The organism is Rhizobacter sp. (genome assembly GCF_035702065.1).
Classification (GTDB): Bacteria; Pseudomonadota; Gammaproteobacteria; order Burkholderiales; family Burkholderiaceae_C; genus Rhizobacter.
The window spans coordinates 1-4376 of sequence record NZ_DASSRA010000058.1; the positions used below are offsets into that span (position 1 = coordinate 1).

Below are 4376 nucleotides of genomic sequence, written 5' to 3' on the forward strand. Positions count from 1 at the left end.
CGGTAGCCGGTGTCGATGACGGCCACCACCACGCCCGAGCCGGTGGACAGATCCCAGGCCGGGGGCAGGTTCAAGCCGCCGGTGGCCTCGTAGTAGTGCCATTGCTGCCCGTACTGGGTGTCGTTCGGCGTGGCCAGCGCATGCAGGATGCGATCGGGCTCGGCGTACTCGACGTTGCTGTCGCCCGCAGCGATCTCGCGGGCCAGTTGGCGCACTTCGGCATGCGACAGGCGCTGCTCCAGGCGCATCACATGGGTGCCGAGCGCGCCACGCCGCAGCAGTTGCAGCTTCAGGCCGCGGCGTGCGGCCGCATCGGTGGCATGGCCCAGCAACCCCGGCTGACCCACAGCCGCGGGGGCTTCGCTGCGGTACTTGATGATCAGGCGATCGGTGGGCGACTCGGCCGCAGCGATCGCCGCGGCATCGGCACTGCCCGCGTGGGCCGCCGTGGAAAGTGTGGCCAGCGCAAGCGCCGCCAAGGCCAGCCGTGGCCCGTGGGTCGTGTACATGGGGTGTCTCCTCGTCTTGGTGTGACATCTGCCCCGTGCCGGGCAGTGAATCACCAATGTAGAGTTTTATGCACGGTCGTGCAAAACAGCGTTAACCCCAGGTTTTGCGCGTCAGAAATCGAACTGCAGGGTGGCCAGGGGGCCACGGGCGCGGATGCTGACTTCAGAGCCCACCTGCGGCGTGGCATCCGACTTCACGAAGTGCCGCCGGTCCGACCATCCGAGACGCAAGCCGACCTGCGGCACAGGCGTCACGACCACCGCCACCTCGTAGCTGCTGCCACGGACGAATTCGTGGGTCTCGATGTAGTTGTAGCGAAACTCTGTCGCAACAAGATCGGTGAAGCGCCAGCGCGGCGTGATGCCGGCCGTCACGCCGGTCTCTCGGTTGTCCAGCAGCATCGCGGTCGAGCTGCCGGAGGGTGTGGTTTCGAACTTCAGCTTGGCCGAAGTCACCCCGACGTAAGGCTCCAACTCGAAGGAGCTGCCGAAGCGAAGGCGGTGGTTGTAGGCCACGTAGAACTGCTCGACCCGGGCTGTGTGGCTCAGCGTCTGCGGGCCGAAGACGGCACCGCCTGGCAGCCAGATGCTTTCTCCGGCATTCAGCGTTTGCGTCCCCTCGGCCCGGTAGCCCTCGTAGCCGATCTCGACGCCAGGCCCACGCTTGCGGCCGCCCGCGTCGGCGTCCCCGCCCCGCAGGGTGGCGCGCACCGCATAGGCCGGTGAGCTGGTGTCCTTGACGTAGGCGTTCTGCACGCTGCCGCAACCGGCGAGCACCGTGAGTGCGGCCAAGCCGCTGGCGAATCGAGTGAACGACATGAAAGCCTCCCCTGGCAAATGATCAGTCGCGCTCGGGCGCGATCTCGGTTGCGTAGTCGACGAGCGCGCCGAGGATCTCCTGGCCTCGCTCGTCGGCATCCTCCTGCAAATGGTCGATGTGCTCGAAAAAGGCTTGCAGCGTCAGCGCGCCCCCGGCCCCGTCGTGCAGGCGATGCACGCAATGCTCTTGCCACTGCGCGCGTTCGGCATCGCTCAAGGTCTCGGGGAAGTTGCGGGCCCGGTAGCGGAAGAAGAGCTCGTCCAGCCGCTTGTCGGCAAACGCCGGGCGCTTGTCGGCCAGCTGCGCGGGGCTGAGGCTGCGCAAGCGCTGCAGGCTGCGGCGATCGTCGTTGCCGACGAAGCCGCCGTACAGGTCTTCGTCGACGTCGGGTTGGCCTTCGGGTGCAGGCCGCTCGAAGACCGCCGGCCACATGCCGGCCAGCAGCTGGCCCTTCTGCGCCGCCAGCTCGGCATGGCGCAGCGACTGCTCCAGGTCCAGCCCCCAGCGCTCGGCCATCACGGAGCCGAAGGGCTTGTAGTTGCCCACCACGATGGGCGACTTGTTGATGTGGATGGTCTTGATGGGCAGGCGGGTCGTGCCCTCGGGCAGGTCTTCGGTCTTGCTGAACATGCGCTGGCGGATGGCATCCACGCCCAGCGTGAACAGCTCCGACGGGTCGGCCGACAAGTCCCACACGATGACCTCGTTTTTGTTCGTGGGGTGCGGCGCCAGCGGCCACACGAGGGCGATGCCGCCGCGCTCCACGCCATACATGCCCGAGACGTGCAGGAAGGGCTTGCCCGTGCCCATCTCGCGCAGCACCTCGTCTTTCTTGCGCAGGCGCAGGCAGAAGTCCCACAGCCTGGGCTGGCGCTGCTTGATGAGCCGCGCCATCGCGATGGTGGCGCGCACGTCCGACAAGGCATCGTGCGCCGCCTCATGCACCAGGCCATTGGCCTTGGTGAGGTGCTCCAGCTTGAACGAGGGCCGGCCGTCGTCGTGCTTGGGCCACTCGATGCCTTCGGGCCGCAGCGCCCAGGTGATGCGCACCACGTCGAGCAAGTCCCAGCGGCCGCACTGGTTCTGCCACTCGCGCGCATAGGGGTCGATCAGCGTGCGCCAGAAGAGGTGGCGCGTTACCTCGTCGTCGAAGCGGATCGAGTTGTAGCCCACGCCGATGGTGCCGGGGCGGGCCAGTTCCTTCTCGATGGCATCGGCGAACGCATGCTCAGGCAGGCCTTGCTCCAGGCAGGTCTGCGGCAGGATGCCGGTGAGCAGGCACGACTCCGGGTCGGGCAGGTAGTCGGGCGCGGGCTGGCAATAGATCATCAGCGGCTCGCCGATCTCGTTCAGGTCGGCATCGGTGCGCACGCCGGCAAACTGCGATGGCCGGTCGCGGCGCGGCACGCGGCCGAAGGTTTCGTAGTCGTGCCAGTAGAAGGTGGTGTCGGTCATCGGGCGCAATCTACCAGCCTGCAGGCCGTTGCCGGGCTTCAGCTAAGCTTGCGGGCTCGTTCAGCCCCCTCCCCCGGAGACCTTTCCATGACTCGCGTTTTCAACTTCAGCGCCGGCCCCGCCGCCCTCCCCGAATCGGTTCTGCGCCAGGCAGCCGACGAGATGCTGGACTGGAAGGGCTCCGGCATGTCGGTCATGGAGATGAGCCACCGCGGCAAGGAGTTCATCTCCATCCACGCCCAGGCCGAGGCCGACCTGCGCGAGCTGATGGCGATTCCCGCCAACTACAAGGTGCTGTTCCTGCAGGGTGGCGCCATCGGCCAGAACGCCATCGTCCCGATGAACCTGCTGCGCGGCAAGACCAGCGCCGACTACATCAACACCGGCGAGTGGTCCAAGAAGTCGATCAAGGAGGCCAAGGCCTTCTGCAAGGTGAACGTGGCCGGCTCCTCGGAAGACACGAACTTCACGAGCGTGCCCAAGCAAAGCACCTGGAAGCTCGACCCCGACGCTGCCTACGTGCACATCTGCTCCAACGAAACCATCGGCGGCGTCGAGTACCACTGGGTGCCCGACACCGGCAAGGTGCCGCTGGTGGCCGACATGTCGTCCGACATCCTGTCGCGCCCGGTCGACGTGAGCAAGTACGGCCTGATCTACGCCGGCGCCCAGAAGAACATCGGCCCCGCAGGCCTGACCATCGTGATCGTGCGCGAGGATCTGCTGGGCGGCGCCCTGCCCATCACGCCCTCGGCCTTCGACTACAAGCAGCAGGCCGAAGCCGACTCCATGCTCAACACGCCGCCCACCTACGCGATCTACGTCGCCGGGCTGGTGTTCCAGTGGATCAAGGCGCAGGGCGGCTTGAAGGCCATGGAAGCGCACAACCGCACCAAGGCGGCGGTGCTGTACGACTACCTCGACAGCACCTCGTTCTACACGAGCCCGATTGCCAAGGAAGACCGCTCGCTGATGAACGTGCCGTTCAAGCTGAAGAACGAGGCGCTGGACGCGGCCTTCCTGAAGGGGGCCGAGGCGCGCGGCATGCTGCAGCTCAAGGGGCATCGGTCGGTGGGGGGGATGCGTGCGTCGATCTACAACGCGATGTCGGTCGATGGCGTGAAGGCGCTGGTGGCCTACATGAAGGAGTTCGCGGCGCAGAACGCTTGAGGGGTTGCGCCTCAATGGACGTTCGCTGCTGAGGCACGTCGCTCTTCGCACACCACCTTCCGTTCTGGCTGAACCCTCTTCTCACACCACAGTCCGCTCAGGCTGAGGTATCGAAGCCTTGTGCCTGCATGCGCATGAGGTTCTTGTTCACTGCGTGAGGCCGCTGCCGGGATATGCCCCCGGCAGGGCACCTTCTTTTCTTTGCTTGCCCAAAGAAAAGAAGGCAAAAGAAAGGGCACCCTGCTCGCCAGTCGCCCTAGGGGCGACTGCTCTGCGCTGCTCGTTCTTGGGGGCTCGCGCCCAACTCACTACGCGGCCTGCGGCCGCTGCGTTCAGACAGGCGGCGCGAAGTCAGAAGACGAAGCGTGCTGGCGCACGCAGCCCCCAAGCCCTGCGCTGCTCGACGGCTCACCAAGGGGCCC

General features: G+C 66.4%; 3 protein-coding genes and 1 pseudogene. 1 reads left to right on the forward strand and 3 read right to left on the reverse strand.

All coding sequences use genetic code 11. The features are described 5' to 3' along the window. From VFL64_RS02735 to sbcB, 3 genes and pseudogenes are all read right to left on the reverse strand, one after another. Positions 1-509: pseudogene (locus VFL64_RS02735) on the reverse strand (peptidase S8); the annotation flags it as partial. Between the two features lie 111 nt (positions 510-620). Beyond that, positions 621-1328 carry a hypothetical protein gene (locus VFL64_RS02740; protein WP_489538849.1) on the reverse strand — a complete coding sequence of 236 codons (708 nt, stop codon included), beginning with the start codon at positions 1326-1328 and terminating at the stop codon, positions 621-623. Positions 1329-1350: 22 nt separating this feature from the next. Continuing rightward, positions 1351-2784 (reverse strand): exodeoxyribonuclease I, encoded by a 1434-nt coding sequence (gene sbcB / locus VFL64_RS02745; RefSeq protein WP_489538850.1) that lies wholly within the window; start codon positions 2782-2784, stop codon positions 1351-1353. 87 nt (positions 2785-2871) lie between these two features. On the opposite strand from sbcB, the gene serC reads away from it, so the two are divergent. Next, positions 2872-3954 (forward strand): 3-phosphoserine/phosphohydroxythreonine transaminase, encoded by a 1083-nt coding sequence (gene serC, locus VFL64_RS02750; RefSeq protein ID WP_489538851.1) that lies wholly within the window; start codon positions 2872-2874, stop codon positions 3952-3954. The last annotated feature ends 422 nt before the right edge of the window (positions 3955-4376 follow it).

What these genes read in the sequence shown, in the direction of transcription:
- VFL64_RS02740 (WP_489538849.1), bottom strand. Translation starts at nt 1,328, where the DNA reads ATGTCGTTCACTCGATTCGCCAGCGGCTTGGCCGCACTCACGGTGCTC.
- sbcB (WP_489538850.1), bottom strand. Translation starts at nt 2,784, where the DNA reads ATGACCGACACCACCTTCTACTGGCACGACTACGAAACCTTCGGCCGC.
- serC (WP_489538851.1), top strand. Translation starts at nt 2,872, where the DNA reads ATGACTCGCGTTTTCAACTTCAGCGCCGGCCCCGCCGCCCTCCCCGAA.